The organism is Pseudomonas kermanshahensis (assembly GCF_014269205.2).
In the GTDB taxonomy this organism is placed as follows: domain Bacteria; phylum Pseudomonadota; class Gammaproteobacteria; order Pseudomonadales; family Pseudomonadaceae; genus Aquipseudomonas; species Aquipseudomonas kermanshahensis.
The window spans coordinates 1-368 of record NZ_JABWRY020000020.1; the positions used below are offsets into that span (position 1 = coordinate 1).

1 protein-coding gene is annotated in these 368 nt (G+C 63.0%); it reads right to left on the reverse strand.

The annotated features are described in order from the left end of the window. Positions 1 to 368: immunoglobulin-like domain-containing protein (locus HU764_RS27525; RefSeq protein WP_217835030.1), on the reverse strand; the 368-nt coding region annotated here is incomplete at both ends.

Below are 368 nucleotides of genomic sequence, written 5' to 3' on the forward strand. Positions count from 1 at the left end.
TTGACCGTGGTGGTGGCCGGGACCTTGTCCAGGGTCAGGTTTTCGAACTTGCTGGCGCCCGCGCCGCCTACCGATTGCAGGGTCTGGCTGACCGAGCTCTGGCCGATGTAGACGTTATCCGGTGCAGCGACGGTGGCCGTACCGACGGTGCCGTTGGCCGGCACGGTGATGACGGTTTTGCCGTCGCTCAGCGTGAAGGTCAGGGCGCCGTGGTTGTTGACTGGCAGGCCATCCTTGCTGGTCAGGGTCACGGTGTAGACGATCGAACCGCCTTCGGTGACCGACTCGGTTGCAGTGAGCTTGGCGATGACTTCGTTCGAGGTGTCCTTGATGTCCACCGAGGCCGAAGGCTTGCTGACCACCAGGTT